Origin of the sequence: Paenibacillus sp. G2S3 (assembly GCF_030123105.1) — a bacterium.
Taxonomy (GTDB): Bacteria; Bacillota; Bacilli; order Paenibacillales; family Paenibacillaceae; genus Paenibacillus_AQ.
The window spans coordinates 1,919,944-1,937,778 of the sequence record NZ_CP126095.1 but is presented as its reverse complement, the minus strand read 5'-3'; the positions used below and the strand labels follow the sequence as shown (position 1 = coordinate 1,937,778).

Here is a 17,835-nt window from a genome sequence, read left to right as displayed (position 1 = left end):
AGGATGACCGGGAAGTTTTTCAAAATATGAGAATGTATAAGCTTCACAAATTATTTACTAGCAGCCCATGTATCGTATGCTTGTTGATACGTTGATTCGAGCTTCTCATACCCCATTTTTTTCATTTGAGCGATATATTTGTCCCAATTGGATAATGGCTCTGCGCCTGTAACGAATTTCGCTTCCATTTCCTTCACGTATTTATCCAAATCGGAACGGAGTGTTTTGATTTCCGTCTGTTGGTCTACCGTCAGGAATACCGATGGGAAGGGAGCCTTTGCAATAGGTGTAAGCTTTGTAGCTGTTTCTTTGTCAATCCAGTCATCAAAGCTAGTACGAAGACCTAAAACATAGCTGTTCTCATAGGAACCTGGTGTATTAATCCCGTAGTTTGGCGTGATTGTACCGCGGTATTCTTCACGATCCGTACCATCTGGAACTGGCAGCCATTCTTTCTCGCCTGTTGCTTTATCTTTGTATTTAAATAACGTACCTTCAGGTCCATACGCCCAGAAGGAATACCCTTCTTCGCTAAATTGGTAATCAATCCAGCGCATACTTGCTTCCGGGTTCGGGTTCGTGTTTGAAATCGCGAAACCGCCAATGGTGTTAATACCAGGATGCTTGCCGTATACAGGTGTTCCAGCAATATCACTAGATACAGGCTGCATCATCGGGTTATCTTCACTCGGTTCACCACCAAGCGTGAAGTATGGGAAGTAATCGGAGAATAAGGCCACTTGATTGTTTTTCCCTTTTGCTTTCTTCTGCTCATCGGTTTGAGAGAATGTTTCATGATCTAGCAAATTCTCGTTCCATAAGCGATTCAAGAAGGTTAAATATTCTTTGTAGGCTGGTTCAGCTTGTGGAAAGTGTACTTTGTTCTCCTTATCTACGTAGATATCCTCGTTATACATCCCCCAGAATCCGAGGAAGAACATCCGTAAATCATCTAATTTCACAGAGGATAGAGGAACCTCATCGTCTTTACCGTTTCCGTTCGCATCTTCCTCTTTAACCTTCTTCAAATAGTTGTATAGCTCTTCTGTTGTCTGCGGTAATTTGTTTTCCATGCCGAACTTCTTCAAGAACTTCCCGTTATACCACATCGGTCCACGATACCATACCGCAGATGGCTGAATATTGCGTAGTGCATAGATATGTCCATCTGGTGTTGTCATTGATTTGCGAATATCCGGATTTGCATCGAGAATTTTTTTTAAATTAGGTGCGTAGCCCTCATCAATGTATTTTTCTAAAGGCAGCAACAATCCTTGACTTCCGTAGGTAACTTGATCCGATCCTTTTAGATCCGCCGCATAGAAAATATCGGGAAGCGTACCGCTTGCAAATACCAAATTCTTTTTCGTCTCAAAGCTGTCTTGTGGGGCGTTTTGAATCTTTAACTTAATATTCGTCATCTTCTCGTATTCCTGAATAACAGGCATCTTGTTCCAATCCTGACGCCCTACATCCGGTGCCATAATAGAAAGCTCAATCGGATTATCCACGATAGGAAAGCCCGTCTTATGAACCTCTGCGGCTGTGTCTGAGCTTTCTGTGCTTGCCGTCCCCTTATCGTTACTCGATCCACATGCAGTAAAAATAGAAATTGACATGGAAAGACATAACAACATGAGTCCAGTTTTACGATAATTCGTCATACAAAAACCTCCCCTTTTTTACTTGTATCTTAAGATCAACCCTTAACAGAGCCAATCATGACACCTTGCACGAAATAACGTTGCAAGAATGGATAGACAGCAATAATCGGAAGCGTAGATACGATAATGACCCCATACTTCACAAGTGAAGCAATTTCTGCCTTGTTGTTCTGGGCTGCTGCAGCTGTCGCATCGATAATGCCACCTACTTGAGATTGCATTTCCTGAAGAACGAGAATCTGACGAAGCACAAGCTGCAATGGATATTTCGCATCATCATTCAGGTAGATCATGGCGCCGAAATAGCTGTTCCAATGCCCTACCCCGTAGAATAAGGCCATAACTGCGATAATTGGCATCGATAACGGGAGAACAATCCGCAGGAATAATCGAATATTCGTCGCGCCATCGATTTGAGCCGCATCTTGAAGCTCAGCTGGAATGGAGTTCGCGAAGAAGGTACGAGAGACAATAATATTCCAGATTGACGCTGCGCCAGGAAGTACTAGTGCCCACATCGTGTTGACCATGCCTAGCCCTTTTACCAACATGTATGTAGGGACGAGACCCCCTCCAATGAACATCGTTACCATGAACATCCCCATGAAAAACCCACGGCCTACAAAGTCCTTACGACTGAGTGCATATGCCGCTGGCATCGTAACGACCAAGTTAATCGTTGTGCCTAGCAATGTATACAAAATCGTATTTCCATACCCCGTCCAAATCTTCGAGTTCTGAAATACAATTTCATACCCCTTAAAGGTAATACCTTTTGGAAGAAGCCACATTTCACCGGAAGCAACCATCTTCGGATCACTGATGGATGCGCTAATAATATATAAGATGGGATATGCGACTAACAACAATGCAATTGTCACATACGTATAAGTGCAAATTAGAAATATTCGATCTCGCTTAGATAGCTTTATACCTGATACCATAAATTCCAACCTCCTTCTACCATAGACTGTTCTCGCTCGTACGGCGGACAATTTGATTCACCGTAATAAGCAGGATGCAATTCACAATGGAGTTAAATAAACCAACAGCTGTTGAGAAGCTATATTGCGCATCGACAAGACCAGATCGATAGACAAAGGTTGAAATCACGTCAGAGCTTGACATATTCAATGAATTTTGCAGAAGTAATATTTTCTCAAAACCTACACTTAACAAACCACCCATATTCAGAATTAATAGAATGGTCATGGTCGGTATAAGCGCTGGTATATTGATGTGGCGAACACGTTGGAAGCGAGAGGCCCCGTCAATGATTGCCGCTTCATGTAAGCCTGGGTCTACACCCGAGAGTGCCGCCAAATAAATAATCGTCCCCCAACCCGCACTCTGCCACACGCCTGAGAATACATACATCGTCTTAAACCAACCAGGACTTGTCAGAAACTGCGGTGCACTAAAGCCTAAACCTTCAATGGCATGAATAATCATACCGTTCGATGGAGACAAGAAGGTAATAATCATCCCCGCCATAACAACGACAGAAATGAAATGAGGTGCATACGTAACGGTCTGAACAAGTCGCTTGAAGAAGCCATCCTTCACTTCATTAAACGCAAGCGCCAGAATAATTGGGATTGGGAATCCAATGGCTAATTCATACAAGCTAATACTGAGCGTGTTCCACAGCAAATCCCAGAAATAGTACGAGTTAAAAAATCGAATGAAATGATCAAAGCCTACCCATTCACTGCCAAAATAGCCTTTTGACGGAATGTAGTTCTTAAAAGCAATCTGAATCCCATACATCGGCCCATAGCTGAAAATGAGGAAGTAAAAGAATGCGGGTGCGATAAAAATGTAAAGCTCCCAATTCTGACAAATCTTCTTCCATGTCTCGTTTCTGCCCTTACGCTTTTCTTTCGGTGCTGAATTCACAGTTCGCATATGTACGCTTCCTGTTTCTTGCATCGCGACATCCCCTCCTTATAGGTAATGATGAGAACATTCTGATCATCGAGTGAGCATCATTATCTATCGAATTGTTACCAATCGCATTAATGCTAGCGCTTACATTTACACTATATAGAATCGAGCAAATCGTAAATATGTCATTCTCACTTATCAAGAATTTCGTGTTGTACTGCGGGATGATATACGTTTCAGCGCTATGTTGATGTTCTAGAAGTGTGTCATTCTTGCGCTTTTCGCCCATCATTCCGTTGTATTACAATGCCGACGCTGCTCGCAGAGGCAATGTGTATAAACCTCCATAGCATATGTTTTTTTTGCTCATTTAAAGGAAATTCATCCTGGATCTAACGTTTGTTGACTGAAGTATCATGTTTCTTAACTGGAAGCATCTCATCGTACTTCTATAAAATTAACTCAGGGAAAGCGGTTACAAATAGCAGCATGTATGAAACACATGAAGGAGCGGATGATATGAGCACTAAAATTGAACGAAGCAAAATTAGAAAGCGCATACACTGGCGAAAGCAAGATACCGAGTTAACCCTGCTCGCCTTGCCGACATTCATCTGGTATATCTTATTTTCTTTCTTACCGATGTTCGGTATGATTATCGCTTTTAAAAATTTCAAAATCAGCGGCAATTTTATTAGCAACGTACTAAATAGTTCTTGGGTCGGCTTCAAAAACTTTGAATTCTTATTCAAATCAAATGATGCCTGGATCATTCTTCGCAACACGATAGGGTATAACATCATCTTCATTATTCTTGGCATCGTGTTACCTGTAATGTTCGCCATTATGATCAGCCTGCTGCATAGCCGCAAAGCAAGCAAGGTTTATCAGACCATGATGTTTCTGCCCTACTTTCTGTCATGGGTAGTCGTCTCTGCTGTAGGCTGGGCCTTCTTCAGCTTTGATAAAGGCATCCTCAATCAATTTCTTGTGGGCATTGGGCATGATGCTGTGAATTGGTATATGGAGCCGCAATATTGGCCCTACATTCTTATCTTTTTAAACATCTGGAAGAGCATTGGTTATGGCATGATTATCTATCTGGCAACCATCACGGGAATCGACAGCACTTATTATGAGGCTGCAGTTATTGATGGAGCTTCAATCTGGCAGCAGACACGCTTCATTACCTTACCCATGCTAAAGATGGTCATTGTCATGATGTTCATTCTGTCGGTAGGTCGTATTTTCTACACGGATTTCGGACTGTTCTATCAGGTCACACGAGACTCCAACTCCCTTTACAACGTGGCCACAACAGTTGATGTCCTAGTTTATAAACAGCTAAAAACCGCCACAGTAGGAATGGCATCCGCTGCCGCTTTTGTCCAATCGATGCTGGGCTGTATTACAATTCTGAGTGCTAACTGGATCGTTAAAAAAATCGATTCCGAGAGTGCAATGATTTAGGAGGAGAGACAATGGCAAAGACACCCACCTATCAATCTGGCTTGGAGAAATTCAATCGCACAAGTAACGGCATCAATGCTTTGTTCACCCTGATTTTTATTCTGCTGGCAATTGCCTGTGTCGTGCCGGTGATCGTCGTGTTATCCATATCGCTTACCGATGAATCCTATATTCGTGAAACAGGATACAGCATTTTCCCAACCGCGCTATCCGGAGATGCTTACTCTTATATCGCCAAGCAAGGAACGATGATTCTGCGTGCGCTAGGTGTATCCCTACTTGTAACTGTCGTAGGTACTATACTTGGCGTGCTGCTCACCACAACAATGGGATATGTCATTTCACGTCCGGCTTACAAGCTCAAGAACTTCCTCACCTGGGTTGTATTCATCCCGATGGTATTTAACGGAGGGCTTGTATCCAGTTACTTTATCAACACAAATTTCTTGGGATTAAAGAACAGCGTTTGGGCACTCATCCTGCCGCTCGCAGTATCCTCCTTTAACGTTATTATTTGTAAAACCTTTTTCAGGAGCACGATCCCTGATGGCTTAATCGAATCTGCTGAAATTGACGGGGCTAGTCAGTTTCGCACCTTCTTCTCAATCATTCTCCCGATCTCCTTGCCTGTACTAGCTACGATTGGACTGTTCCTCTGCTTCGGTTACTGGAACGACTGGTTTCAATCGATGCTGTATATCGATAATCAGAATCTCTATTCGCTACAAGCGTTACTTAACAGCTTAATGTCCAATGCCGATGCGCTCGCCCGAAACTCAATAAGCATGGGTATCAGCTTTGCTGAGCTTGTCGCAACAATGCCTAAAGAATCTGCCCGTATGGCTGTTGCTATTCTCATCGTGTTGCCTGTTGCCTGCGCGTATCCCTTCTTCCAGAGATACTTCATTACCGGCCTTACCATTGGCGCAGTCAAAGGCTAGTCCCGAAATAAGCCAAGCCAAGCTTGGTTTATGATATATAACCGTACTTTTACTACGGTACATTTCATCATTCAACACTAGGAGGAGTTAAAGTGAAGAACACCCTAAAGTTCGCCTCAACATTGTGTATTCTCGCATTAATGCTGTCCCTACTTGCTGCATGTGGCAGCTCGAAGCCAGCGGCGCCCACAGCAACCAACGAAAACGAGAGTGGCACAACGGCTACTGATGCACCAACCACCAAGGAAATTCCTACATTGGTATGGTGGCTGATCGGCGGACAGGTTCCTGAGAACTTTAGTAAAGCGGTTGAGCAAATGAACGAATACACCGCTGAGAAAATCGGTGTCAAAGTAGACATCAAGGTGGCTAGCTGGGGAGAATGGGATACAAAAATCAACACCATTGTGAATACGGGTGAACCCTTTGATATGATGTTTACCAACAACACAAAGTACAGTAAGCAGGTCGCTATGGGAGCGTTCGCGGACATTACGGATCTGGTACAAAGTGAGGCTCCTGAACTTTACAAGTCTATCCCTACCAAAGTATGGGATGGTGTGAAAATTGGTGGAAAATATTTCGCTGTACCGACGTATAAGGATTCTTCATTAACTCAATATTGGGTATTCGATGACAAGCTTGTACAAAAATATAATATCGACTACCAAAACATTAAAACGATGCAAGATTTAGACAAACCATTCCATGATATGAAAGCTGGTGAAGGCAAAAGCTTCTACCCGTTGCAGTTGATCCAAGGCGAAGGCTTCCCAGGCATTTTAAACAATTATGATGATATGACTTTAGGTTTCAATCCTATTGGAGTTAACGTTGAGGATGCTTCCCGGAAAGTCGTGTCAGTGTTTGAACAACCGGAAGTGATGACCAACTTAAAGCTGCTACATCAGTGGTATAAAGATGGTATTGTTAACCCAGATGCACCAACCAAAACTGAAGGCGATAAATACAGAGCATTCTTCTCCGCACAAGCCTTCCCTGGTGCAGAAGCTGGCTGGCAAATCACCGCAGGTATTGACAAATACGTCATGACTCAAGTTTTTGGGCCTTTATATACAACTAGTACGATTCAAGGCTCGATGAATGTAATCTCGGCAAATTCCAAATACAAAGTGGAAGCTATGAAATATTTGCAATTAGTGAATACAGATCCAAAATTACGAAATATGCTTGCATTTGGTGAATTAGGCGTCGACTATAAGAACATTGACGGAGAGAAATCAATCGAGCGGATCAGTGATACATGGCCTTTGGCAGCATACTCCCAAGGTACCTTCTTCAATCTTGCGGTTACGAAGGGAGCTCCTCTAGATCAGTGGGAACAAGTGAAAAAATTGAACGAACAAGCGGCATCATCTAGCGTATTGGGCTTCGCACTTGATATTGGCGAGTTGCAGACTGAGGTTGCTAACTGCCAAGCTGTATATGATAAATATAGATATGAATTGCTTACAGGCGCTTCTGACCCTGAGAAGGTAATCCCTAAATTGCTGTCTGAGCTGAAAAATGCTGGAATGGACAAAATCATGCAAGTTGCTCAAGAACAAATCAACAATTACTTTAAGTAAACCATAACGAACTCACATGGTATATCAGGGCTGATATACCATGTGTTTTCCTTAAGTGCTCTAAAAATTTATTTGAACTAAAGTTACGCTTCATATATATTTACAGTGAATTACATGCTCTCTCAACCCTAGCAACGAGAGACTTATTCCTCTATAATATGTGTTTGACCTTAGGGGGCATTAACAATGAGGTTTTGGAGGAGTTCTTTTTTTCATATTAAAATATATCGCAATAAATTTTGGGCTTACCTAATCTTCATTGTAACCATCGGGTTAACCCTGGGCACTATGACCAGCGTTATTCTTGTGAATCAATGGATCGGAAACGCACGGATTGAAGCTGCGAATGCCTTTTCCCGTATTGAGAACAACTTTCAAAATGATGCCGATCGGATTGAAGCTTACATGCAAAGATTGTATTCCAATCAGGATCTGATGAAAGACGTCCGTTATTTTATGAGCCCCTCCGTTGAAGGGTATCTGACTAAAAGATTGGAGAATAGCCCTTATTCATCACAATCACTGCTCTCTTTTCCTGAGGATACTAAAACATATCTTTACAGCTGGGCACAGGGAGATATTACTCAAATCAGCGTTCATACCAAGGATTACGGAAATGTTATCCGTTTTAATAGTTTTGGCATTCCTAGCTTCCAGTTTGGCGTTCCAAATACTGACGAAATCTTCGATGAAAGTATACAGAAGGGCTTCGTCTCTCGCAAAAAACTAAATCAAAGTGCTACAGAAGTGGGGGAAATCCGCTTTCAGATCAGTAGCAAGCGAATATTCAGTATCGTAAATAATTATCAACTCGGGAATTCGGCTGTAATCAACCCCTCTACCGGGGAGATATTCATTATAGGTAACACAAAATCCATTACGGAAGAAATCACCCAACAAGCGGTTGCGCACAATAAAAATCATGGTTTTATCGTAAATAAAGGATATATTCCTATTTTCTTCGTTACCTTTTCATCCACCAAATTCAATTATCGATTTGTTAGTACAGTAGACTTGGCTGCACTAATACGTCAGCATAGCACGGTATTACTCAATATTTTTATGATCGTCTTTACTGCTATGATCTGTGTACTGCTACTTGTAGTCTACAATCTTCGTGATGATTCGCGATTTCTGCACCGTATTATACAGTCAATCAAACGTGCGAAAACTGCCGACTTCACTCCTAATAAGCCTGCACGTTATCGTATGAATGAATATGGTATGATTGCTCGCGAAGTCGACGATATGATACACCAATTAAATAAATATATTCGGAACGAATACTTGCTTAAGCTAAAACAGCAGGAAGCAGAAATGAAAGCGCTTCAGCATCAAATCAATCCACATTTTCTTTATAATACCTTGGAGGTTATTCGATCTACTGCATTGGTTCATCAGAATGAGCCTACCGCAGATGCCATTGCAACCTTGGGAGCGTTGTATCGAGAAATTGTTAAGAAAGAAAATATCATTTCAATAGGCAGCGAACTAGAGCTGTTACGAAAATACCTGAAAATTATGGAGTTTAAATATCCTGAGCACTTTTTTTACCAAATTGATGTGGAAGATGCAATACTAGCTCTCCCTACTGTGAAGTTCTGGATGCAGCCCTTGGCCGAAAATTTCTTTGTCCATGGGTTTAATATAAATAAAGAATTTAATTTATTTATCGTGTCAGGCTGGGAAGATGAGAACTACTATAGGCTGGATTTCATTGACAATGGAGCACGAATTGATGAAGAACGGCTAACTATCATTAGAAGGATCCTTTCAAGTAATAATGAACATGCCACCAAAAGCATTGGATTATATAATGTCTATACCCGGCTACAATTTTTCTATCAAGAGGATTTCTCGATCAGCATTGAAAATAATGATGAAGCTGGTGTCAAAATCTCTGTACAGATTTCTAAAAGAGGTGATTAGATATGTACAAACTTTTGATTGTGGATGATGAACCACAGATTTTGGAAGGCATGAAACGTATTCTGGATTGGGAGCACTATGGATTCAAGCAAATAGAAACAAGTGACTCCACTGAAGATGCCGTATTTAAAGCTGTAGATTTAATTCCTGACATTGCTATTATCGATGTATGTATCGGCAAAAATTTAGGGTATGAGGCCATCCAAAAGCTAAATGAAGTGAACCTTCCAACCAAATATATTATTATAAGCGGCTATAGTGACTTTCAATATGCCCAGCAAGCTATTCGCTGCGGAGTAAAGGATTACCTATTAAAGCCTGTGGATCGAATCAAGCTACAGGAGGTCATTGAAAAAATAATTATCGAAGATTTACATGGCACGATTAGAGATGTGAATGCTGACTCCATGAGTATTGATCCTGTACTGGGAATACATTACGATGCCTTCTCAAAGCTGGTCAATCGTATATTAATTATGATTAAAACAGAATTTGCTCATAATATTTCATTAAAATCCGTTGCTGATCGATTTCAAATGAACAGTACCTATCTTGGACAAATCTTCATTAAAGAAACAAGTATGAAGTTCTCAGAGTATCTAATGAGCTATCGGATGCATCGTGCACAAGAGCTTATCCAAACGACTAATGAGAAAATACACTGGATTGCCCTTTCTGTTGGTTATAACAACCTGAACTATTTTTATACACAATTTCAAAATCATTTTGGTACCTCTCCCTCAAGTTTACGGATGAAAAGTTAAGGCTGGATGTATATTGCAAAGTGATTTAGGGGGCCGTGTCATGAATAGATATAGCTGCTTCATCTGTGGCATTATTCTGCTGTTCATTACATTGTTAACTGGCTGCACCAAGCAGAACTTGAACGCTGCGAACTTTAATGCAGAACCCACGGTAAATCTGATTTATTATACAATCGGTGATCCTGATAAGGATCTGGCCCTTGTTAACAACAAAATTAACGACATATTGATGAAAAAAATTGGAATTACCATAACCTATAATAAAATTGGTTGGCAGGAATATGCTGATCGCATGAATACAATGATCTCCTCTGACAGCCCTTTTGATATTGCTTTTGCTCCGGATTATGCTAAATATGCCAAACGTGGGGTATGGCTGAAGTTAGATGACTATTTCATGAATCTAGCCAAAGAAATGTACCTTGCAATAGACCCCATCTTTTGGAAGGGTGCTGAGATGGATGACGGGTTCATCTACGGCGTCCCCACCAACAAAGAATTGGCTGTACGCGAGAATTGGATGTATCCTGATTCTCTGGTAGAAAAATATAATATTAAAGTTAACCAATATAACACACTGGAATCGCTCGAACCGCTGCTTCGCATGATACAAAAAAATGAACCCGATTATTTGCCCATGGAGCTTGATCGAGACTCACACAATTTTTTTGCTATGTACGGCTACGAATATATAGGGGACAACAGACTCCCATTAATGATCCAATCTCTGGATCCTGCTGCACCTGTGGTCAATATCTTCGAAACCCGTGAAGCCAAACATATATTGGATACGTTAAGACGTTACTATCAATTAGGGTTCATTAATCAAGACGCCGCTTTGCGAGAACCAGGAAGTTTGAAACATGGTGTAAAGGTATTTTGGGAATCTGGTAGTGGCGGTCCACTCTCTGAGAGCGTCTGGAGTAACGATCTGGGGTATAAAATTGTCACCAATCCAGTAACACCCGAGGTGGCAACTACAGAAGCTGTGCGCGGAGGGATGATGGTTGTGAATGCACATACGAAGCATCCTGTGGAGAGCATCAAATTTCTAAACTTATTGAATACCGATCCTGACCTGCGTAACTTATTTCAATACGGCATTGAAGGCGTTCATTATACACTGGATCAGAATGACCAGGTTGTCCTAAGTTCGATAAAAGACAGTCAAGGAAATCCTCTTCCCAAGGCGAACGGTGGCTACACTGGCATACAATACACTCAGGGAAACTGGTTTATCTTAAGTACATTAGGTGGAATCTACCCTGACCCACTAAACAAGTGGGAGCAATTCCGCATCAACAACTCCAAGGTTGTGGAGTCCCAAGTACTGGGCTTTACTCCCGATCTGTCAGAGCTAAATGAGCAAATTGACAACATTGAGATTGTCTGGCGCAAATATTATCCAAGTCTCATGACAGGCAGTGTTGATGTCGATACCATTCTCCCTAAATTCAACCATGAGCTGTATGAAGCAGGTATTGATAAAGTACGTACGGAGATCCAGAAGCAATTGGACATTTGGAGGAAATAGAAAGTCACTGTAAAGAAATGCCCCCCAAGAGGGACACTTATGATAAAGTGACCCTCTTGGGGGGCTTTTATAAGACTAGTGACCCATCATCATCGCTGGATCTACTTCTTCACCGATATTTTCAGCTTGTTGTATCTTCGGCTTACGAAGGATGAGGGACATTGCAATACCAACACATACGATACAAGCGGTTAGGAGAAATGTATCTCCAAAGCCAGCTACTAAGGCAGTCTGCGGGTTTCCTGTCTTTCCGATTGTTGCCATATGAGTATTTGTATGAGAGGTCAGATAAGCTGTAAGACCTGTTACTGCGAACGATACGACAACCTGTTGAGCCGCTGAAGTCAACGGTGTCACACGGCTAACCAAATGACGTGGTGCTGAATTTAATACATGTGTATTAAGAGGCATCATGGTGGACCCCATACCTAACCCCATCACACAAACCGCGGCAATAACCATCCAAATCGGTGTATCCACGGTTACGGTCGAGAGAATAAACATCGCGGTGGCGATAACACTCAAGCCACAGAACGCTAATGGACGAGCTCCAATTTTATCAAACAACCTACCACTAATCGGCATCATAAGACCGGCGCATAACGCTTGCGGCATCACGATCCAACCGGTATGAAGTGCGGTATAACCTTTAATATTCTGTAAATACAAAGGAATCATCAGCGTAGCTCCGAATAATGCCATCTGTACGATCCAAGTAAGAATAATACCGCGAGTGAAATCAGATGATTTAAACACCTTCAGTTCAAGCAAAGGATACTTCTGTCTAAGCTCCACCACAATGAACAATATTAATGCGATACCACCGATGGTTAAGCCTGCAATAGCACCTGTTGAAGACCAATCTGTTCCCCCTTCGCTCACACCATAAGCAAGCATAGCGAACGCGATCGGTGCAAGACACATTCCGAGAATATCAAGATGTGTTGACTTCTGCGGTTCAGTCTTCGGTAAGTATTTCTTGCCTAAAATGAAGGCCACAATACCAATTGGCAAATTGATAATGAAGATCCAGTGCCAACTTACATAATCGACAAGATAACCGGATATTACAGGACCAAAAGCTGGCGCCATCAGCATTGGAATTCCAAGAACACCCATAATAGAGCCGCGACGTTCGGGTGGAGCTAATTTGAATACCATTGCCATCCCGATCGGTGCAACCATACCTCCGCCTAGACCTTGAATAATACGGAATATAATCAGTTGTTCAGGTGATTGGGCTAAGCCGCATAGAACAGACCCTAATGTAAACAGCACAATCGTTACAAGGAAAATACGCTTTGATCCAAATTTATCGGTCATCCAACCAGCAAGTGGAATGACTGCGGATAGTGCCAATGTGTACCCCGTTATAGCCCATTGAATCGTCTTTAGATCAGTATTGAAATATTCCACAAGTTTAGGAACTGCATTGTTAACAACTGTACTGTCCAGAATAACCATAATCATACCGACGATTATCGCAAGCAAAGGTGGCAGAATAGCTTTCAGGGAGAACGTGTCGCCTTCCTGCGTAGGGGGTTTTGTTGCAGCATTTGAAGTCATTGTGATACCTCTGCTTTCTAAATTTTGACTGAATATTTGTGAAAATAATGCTCGAAAAACAAGTCGATACTTTCCTCAATAGATATAGGAATATCGAGTAGAGACGATTGAATGCAGTTGTTCGGCTGACATTTAGTAACAGGATTCACTTTGGTGAACGGTGACATAATGGCTGCAAACATATGCTGTGTCATCAACAATACGGTCTTTCGATCTGTTACACCTGTCACTTCTGTCATGACTGCACTTAATTTCTCGAACCCTTGTTGCTTCATAAAATGTACATATTCGGCTACCGATTCAAACAGTGGATCATGGCCAAGAATCCGCTTGAGCAAATCAGGATAATCTTTAAGAAATAAGGCATACGTCAAAATAAATTTTTTCAGTCGTTCGATTGGCGGATATTCCACAACATCGAATATATCAAACGCCGAGCGGAATGTTTCCAGGATCATCTTCATTGCTTCATGCATAAGTTTTTCTTTCGACCCGAAATAATAATTAATTAGCGCTACATTAGTGCCAGCTTCACTAGCAATCTTCCGAATAGTGACACTATCAATCCCTTCGGATTTAATTAAATGCAGCGTGGCGTCCAAAATCTTCTCCTTCGTCATAGAACTCTCCTCAACTCGTCATACAATTAAACACTGTTTAAAACAATGTTTAATATACCTTGAAAACTAAATGTGCGTCAATGGAAATTTCAGAAAATATCTCCACTGTTTTCAACAAAGACGGAATCATGTGATGCAATGCTTAATTTTGGAGAACAAAAATAACCGGCCGAGAATATATCTCGCCGGCTGATTGTGTTTGTTTGTTCTCCTAGCCCTTTATCGAACCGATCATAACACCTTTTTCAAAATATTTCTGAATAAACGGATACACAATGAGAATCGGTAAAGTAGATACAATAATAACTCCGTACTTAACCTGGTCAGCAAATTGCTGGGCATATCCGCCTGCACTGCCGCCCGAGCCTCCGCCTTGGGAAAAAACCTGGTTGGATAATAGAATATCACGCAGAATGATTTGTAACGGCTGCAGGTCATTCGAATGAATATAGATAAGCCCAGTAAAGAAATCATTCCAATGTGCTACCAGATAATACAGCGCAATGACCGATATGACGGACTTAGATAAAGGGATCGCAATATAGAAGAAAAATTTAAAATGAGTACATCCATCCAATGAAGCGGATTCATAAATTTCTTTAGGTAGTGAAGCTTCAAAGAACGTGCGTGCAATGATGAGATTAAACACATTCACTGCAAAGGGAATAATGAAGACCCACATCGAATTGGTCAAGGATAAATCCTTCATCAGGATATACGTTGGAATTAGTCCACCATTAAAAAATAATGTAAATACGAAGAAAAACATCAGGAACCGGCGTGCACGGAACTCTTGTCTGGATAGTGTATACGCTGCAGGGATCGTAAGAAGCAGATTAAACAGCGTTCCCAAGACTGTATAAATAACGGTATTCTTGTACCCGATCCAAATACGCATATCCTGAAAAATTTGCTCGTAGCCAAAGAAACTGACTCCTCTGGGAAAAAGAGTAACCTTTCCTGTGGAGACCAATGTCTGGTCACTGACAGAAGCAATAATAACAAAGTACAAGGGATAAGCGACGATCAGGAAAATTAGAACACATAAGATAATGATCGAAATATCAAATAGAATCTCACCCGTGCTGCGCTTGTGAATAGTTGTCGCCTGCATAAGCATCACCTTTCGATGTTCGTTCCATTTACCAGAGGCTAATCTCTGAGTTGCGTTTGGAAATCCAGTTCATGGTAACCAGAAAGAAAAAATTGATGACGGTATTAAATAATCCGATGGCTGACGAATAACTGAATTGATTGGAAAGAATACCGATTTTATAAACATAGGTGGAAATGACCTCTGATACGGGAAGGTTCAATGAATTCTGCATCAAGAACACCTTCTCGAATCCGGTTCCCAGAACATTCCCCATACTCAGAATAAATAATATGATGATTGTCGGAACCAAGGCAGGGATATCGATATGCAGAATCATCTTCCATTTGTTCGCTCCGTCAATCTTGGCAGCATCATAGAGACTAGGACTCACTGTTGATAATGCGGCCAGATAAATAATACTGTTCCATCCAGCATGCTGCCATATATCCGATATCACAAACACCGGGACGAAAGAGTTCGTGGAGGCGAGCAAATTAATGTCCGTATCGCCAAGCTTGGAGATCAGTTGACCAAGGATTCCTGTATTCGGTGACAGGAGAACATTCAGCAATCCAACCATAACTACAATTGAGATAAAATGTGGCATATATACGATGGTCTGCAGCAGCTTCTTAGTGCGGAACCATTTCACCTGATTCAGTATGAGCGCCAGTATGATCGGTGCAGGAAAACCAAGAACGATTGTTGTGATACTGATAATCACTGTATTTCTCATCAAATCCCAAAACTGATAGTTATTGATGAATTGCGAGAAATAATGCAGACCGCGCCAGGCCCCACCTGCCAATCCACGCGAGAAATCATAATCCCTGAAGGCAAGCTGAATTCCATACATTGGAATATAATTGAAGATGATAACTACAACGATCGCCGGAATAATCATGACCCATAATTGATAGTCGCGTTTAAGCTCCATTAAATTTCTTCTATATTTCTTGGGCGTAATTGAGGACATCATAAGCCTCCTTAATAAGGAGACAGCTTCTCTTCATCCTGTAAAGAAAAGCTGTCTCCGGATGTTCTATAAATCTTTACAGCTTATTTCTTACTTTTGTAATCATCATAGTATTTCTGCATAGTGGACAAGTTGTTATCCAGTCCCATCTGCTTAATGTTACTCACATAGGAGTCCCATTCCTTGTCAATTCCACCTTTAGTCACCCACTGCGAGAACTTAGACATCGCCAGATTAATCATATTTGTATTCACTAACACCATGGCATTGTTGTCTTCCGGGTTATATTTAATGAACATGCTTGGTAAAATATCTTTATCCTTGTCAATCGCACTGAGGACCGCCTGCAGCGGCTCTGTCTGTTTGCCAACAGATTGCATATCGGTTCCAAGTGTCAGTTTCAATGAATCGGAGATAAATGTAGGTCCATTATCCGCCCAAGTGGATGTCCACTTCCATGTGCCTGGGTCCATTTGGCTGTCAGCAGGCGGCAGGACCGCGTAGCTTCCATCTCCATTATCTTTAATGTTCGTGCCAAGCGATCCGAATAACACCTGCATACTAACTGTAGGATTATACAGCTCATTGATAAATTTCATTGCTGCTTCTTTATTCTTGGATTTAGCAGACATGACGACCATATTGCCGCCGAAATTCAGTGAGTATCCGTCATAGTCATAGGACATCTTGATATTCGAATCAGCCGATACTTTCAGAGGAGCAATCGACTCATATTGCGGAGCCAAGGTGTTGCCGAATCGATCCGTTACTTCCCAACCCCATGAGAAGCCGACCTTCGCTTTGTCCCCGCTGCCGCGCGCAACCGATTGGAATTTGGAATAATCCTGAGTGAAGGCTTCCGGGTTAATTAAGCCTGCCTGCCAGCACTTATTCATGAATTCCACAAACTGCTTGTATCGATCATCCACAAAGTAATTTTTAATCTGGCCACCCTCGGTGAAATATCCTTGACCACTACTATCCGTTAATGTAATACCTAAACTGCCAAGCAATATTTGTGGCTGAAAATAACCAAATCCCGTCGTCCCCACCGGAGCAAAATCCATAGGAATTTCATCATTTATATCACCGTCTCCATTGGCATCCTTCTCTTTGAACGCCAGGAGCACATTATACAATTCATCCCAATTGGTCGGCTCCTTGAGACCCAGATTGTCTAGCCATTGTTTATTGATATATTGCCGACTTACCGTATCCGGCCAGAAGCGTTGATATTTCGGTAAACCGTATATTTTGCCATCCAGCTGTGTAGCGATTAATTTGGTCTCCGGCTTTTCTGTAAACATCTGTTGAACGTTAGGACCACCTGTTGAAATCAGCTCAGTTAAATCCTGAAAGAGTCCGGTGAACTGGGCAAAATCAGCATCCGTGATCACATTCGGTCCTATAAGAATATCCGGAATATCTCCTCCGGCTAACAAAGCGCCTTTTTTCTGATCCCAGTCTGCTGAAATTTCTTGCCACTCAATATCTACACCCACTTGCTCCTCAACCTTGGTCAACCATTCCATTTTGGATAACTCTTGCGTAAGAGGATGTTTTAGCATGATCCCTTTTAGTTTTACTGTACCGGTTGTAGAATTCGTTGACGAACCTGAATTAGAAGAAGAGGCACCATCATTACTCCCGCCTCCACACCCCGCAAGAATTGTTCCAAATAGGCTAAGTGCTAATACGGGCTTCATTACCTTTGACAAAGATTTCCTCATACAACGAACCTCCCTTTTTTTGGTTTAAAGCGTAGGATCATACTGCGAGGCGAGCAACGGGAATACCCT

Annotated in this window: 14 protein-coding genes; 6 read left to right on the top strand and 8 right to left on the bottom strand. The window is 41.8% G+C overall.

Annotated elements, in window-relative coordinates:
- Nucleotides 1-50: 50 nt before the first annotated feature.
- The 3 genes from QNH28_RS08430 to QNH28_RS08420 are packed head-to-tail and all read right to left on the bottom strand — an operon-like array spanning nucleotide 51 to nucleotide 3,596.
- Nucleotides 51-1,664, bottom strand: a complete 1,614-nt coding sequence (locus QNH28_RS08430) for an extracellular solute-binding protein (protein ID WP_283910971.1) — start codon at nucleotides 1,662-1,664, stop codon at nucleotides 51-53.
- A 35-nt stretch (nucleotides 1,665-1,699) separates the two neighbouring features.
- Entirely contained in the window at nucleotides 1,700-2,608 is a 909-nt protein-coding gene (locus QNH28_RS08425) for a carbohydrate ABC transporter permease (RefSeq protein WP_042186276.1), read from the bottom strand.
- A 16-nt stretch (nucleotides 2,609-2,624) separates the two neighbouring features.
- Nucleotides 2,625-3,596, bottom strand: coding sequence for an ABC transporter permease (locus QNH28_RS08420; protein WP_283910970.1), 972 nt, complete (start codon nucleotides 3,594-3,596; stop codon nucleotides 2,625-2,627).
- 474 nt (nucleotides 3,597-4,070) lie between these two features.
- Here QNH28_RS08420 and QNH28_RS08415 point away from each other — a divergent pair, with 474 nt between their 5' ends.
- The 6 genes from QNH28_RS08415 to QNH28_RS08390 all read left to right on the top strand — a co-directional run bounded on the left by QNH28_RS08415 (nucleotide 4,071) and on the right by QNH28_RS08390 (nucleotide 11,778).
- Nucleotides 4,071-5,021 (top strand): ABC transporter permease, encoded by a 951-nt coding sequence (locus tag QNH28_RS08415; protein WP_283910969.1) that lies wholly within the window; start codon nucleotides 4,071-4,073, stop codon nucleotides 5,019-5,021.
- Nucleotides 5,022-5,032: 11 nt separating this feature from the next.
- A complete protein-coding gene (locus tag QNH28_RS08410) occupies nucleotides 5,033-5,962 on the top strand; it encodes a carbohydrate ABC transporter permease (RefSeq protein WP_283910968.1) in 930 nt (309 codons plus the stop codon).
- 92 nt (nucleotides 5,963-6,054) lie between these two features.
- The gene (locus QNH28_RS08405; RefSeq protein WP_283910967.1) at nucleotides 6,055-7,551 is read left to right on the top strand and encodes an ABC transporter substrate-binding protein; all 1,497 of its coding nucleotides are present in this window, start codon (nucleotides 6,055-6,057) and stop codon (nucleotides 7,549-7,551) included.
- 186 nt (nucleotides 7,552-7,737) lie between these two features.
- Nucleotides 7,738-9,480 (top strand): sensor histidine kinase, encoded by a 1,743-nt coding sequence (locus tag QNH28_RS08400; protein ID WP_283910966.1) that lies wholly within the window; start codon nucleotides 7,738-7,740, stop codon nucleotides 9,478-9,480.
- 2 nt (nucleotides 9,481-9,482) lie between these two features.
- On the top strand, nucleotides 9,483-10,244 hold the full coding sequence (locus tag QNH28_RS08395; RefSeq protein ID WP_283910965.1) for a response regulator transcription factor: 762 nt from the start codon (nucleotides 9,483-9,485) through the stop codon (nucleotides 10,242-10,244).
- Nucleotides 10,245-10,284: 40 nt separating this feature from the next.
- Nucleotides 10,285-11,778: an ABC transporter substrate-binding protein gene (locus tag QNH28_RS08390; RefSeq protein ID WP_283910964.1), complete on the top strand. Its 1,494-nt coding sequence runs from the start codon at nucleotides 10,285-10,287 to the stop codon at nucleotides 11,776-11,778.
- A 75-nt stretch (nucleotides 11,779-11,853) separates the two neighbouring features.
- Here QNH28_RS08390 and QNH28_RS08385 read toward each other — a convergent pair whose 3' ends face one another.
- The 5 genes from QNH28_RS08385 to QNH28_RS08365 all read right to left on the bottom strand — a co-directional run bounded on the left by QNH28_RS08385 (nucleotide 11,854) and on the right by QNH28_RS08365 (nucleotide 17,766).
- Nucleotides 11,854-13,344, bottom strand: coding sequence for a DHA2 family efflux MFS transporter permease subunit (locus tag QNH28_RS08385; RefSeq protein WP_283910963.1), 1,491 nt, complete (start codon nucleotides 13,342-13,344; stop codon nucleotides 11,854-11,856).
- Between the two features lie 17 nt (nucleotides 13,345-13,361).
- On the bottom strand, nucleotides 13,362-13,964 hold the full coding sequence (locus QNH28_RS08380; RefSeq protein WP_283910962.1) for a TetR/AcrR family transcriptional regulator: 603 nt from the start codon (nucleotides 13,962-13,964) through the stop codon (nucleotides 13,362-13,364).
- Nucleotides 13,965-14,175: 211 nt separating this feature from the next.
- Nucleotides 14,176-15,078: a carbohydrate ABC transporter permease gene (locus QNH28_RS08375; RefSeq protein ID WP_283910961.1), complete on the bottom strand. Its 903-nt coding sequence runs from the start codon at nucleotides 15,076-15,078 to the stop codon at nucleotides 14,176-14,178.
- Between the two features lie 28 nt (nucleotides 15,079-15,106).
- Nucleotides 15,107-16,036 carry an ABC transporter permease gene (locus QNH28_RS08370; RefSeq protein ID WP_283910960.1) on the bottom strand — a complete coding sequence of 310 codons (930 nt, stop codon included), beginning with the start codon at nucleotides 16,034-16,036 and terminating at the stop codon, nucleotides 15,107-15,109.
- Nucleotides 16,037-16,119: 83 nt separating this feature from the next.
- On the bottom strand, nucleotides 16,120-17,766 hold the full coding sequence (locus QNH28_RS08365) for an extracellular solute-binding protein (protein WP_283910959.1): 1,647 nt from the start codon (nucleotides 17,764-17,766) through the stop codon (nucleotides 16,120-16,122).
- Nucleotides 17,767-17,835: the final 69 nt, after the last annotated feature.

Bases quoted from the DNA above. Each gene is read 5' to 3' on its own strand.
- QNH28_RS08430 (WP_283910971.1), bottom strand. From the start codon at position 1,664: ATGACGAATTATCGTAAAACTGGACTCATGTTGTTATGTCTTTCCATG.
- QNH28_RS08425 (WP_042186276.1), bottom strand. From the start codon at position 2,608: ATGGTATCAGGTATAAAGCTATCTAAGCGAGATCGAATATTTCTAATT.
- QNH28_RS08420 (WP_283910970.1), bottom strand. From the start codon at position 3,596: ATGCAAGAAACAGGAAGCGTACATATGCGAACTGTGAATTCAGCACCG.
- QNH28_RS08415 (WP_283910969.1), top strand. From the start codon at position 4,071: ATGAGCACTAAAATTGAACGAAGCAAAATTAGAAAGCGCATACACTGG.
- QNH28_RS08410 (WP_283910968.1), top strand. From the start codon at position 5,033: ATGGCAAAGACACCCACCTATCAATCTGGCTTGGAGAAATTCAATCGC.
- QNH28_RS08400 (WP_283910966.1), top strand. From the start codon at position 7,738: ATGAGGTTTTGGAGGAGTTCTTTTTTTCATATTAAAATATATCGCAAT.
- QNH28_RS08395 (WP_283910965.1), top strand. From the start codon at position 9,483: ATGTACAAACTTTTGATTGTGGATGATGAACCACAGATTTTGGAAGGC.
- QNH28_RS08390 (WP_283910964.1), top strand. From the start codon at position 10,285: ATGAATAGATATAGCTGCTTCATCTGTGGCATTATTCTGCTGTTCATT.
- QNH28_RS08385 (WP_283910963.1), bottom strand. From the start codon at position 13,344: ATGACTTCAAATGCTGCAACAAAACCCCCTACGCAGGAAGGCGACACG.
- QNH28_RS08380 (WP_283910962.1), bottom strand. From the start codon at position 13,964: ATGACGAAGGAGAAGATTTTGGACGCCACGCTGCATTTAATTAAATCC.
- QNH28_RS08375 (WP_283910961.1), bottom strand. From the start codon at position 15,078: ATGCAGGCGACAACTATTCACAAGCGCAGCACGGGTGAGATTCTATTT.
- QNH28_RS08370 (WP_283910960.1), bottom strand. From the start codon at position 16,036: ATGTCCTCAATTACGCCCAAGAAATATAGAAGAAATTTAATGGAGCTT.
- QNH28_RS08365 (WP_283910959.1), bottom strand. From the start codon at position 17,766: ATGAGGAAATCTTTGTCAAAGGTAATGAAGCCCGTATTAGCACTTAGC.